At 65.3% G+C, this 277-nt stretch carries 1 protein-coding gene; it reads right to left on the reverse strand.

Annotated features, from left to right (window positions below; all coding sequences use genetic code 11):
- A partial coding sequence (locus AC1RPV_RS07845; RefSeq protein ID WP_481764210.1) for a class I tRNA ligase family protein occupies window positions 1-277 on the reverse strand: 277 nt, incomplete at both ends.

The raw sequence follows: 277 nt of genomic DNA on the forward strand, positions 1-277 counted from the left end.
GCCAGCGCCGCTCGAAGGTCTCCTCGTCCTGGCCGTAACCGACGGCGGTCACATAGTTGAGCAGTGCGTCGAACCACACGTAGACGACATGCGACTCGTCCCACGGCACCTTGATGCCCCAGTCGAAGCTGGACCGGGAGATGGACAGGTCGCTGAGCCCCTGGCGCACGAAGGAGACGACCTCGTTGCGGGCCGACTCCGGCTGCACGAACTCCGGCCGCTCCTCGTAGAGCGCCAGCAGCCGGTCGGCGAAGTCGCTCATCCGGAAGAAGTAGTT

It is taken from the genome of Dellaglioa sp. CoH-55-MRSF-9 (assembly GCF_056782155.1).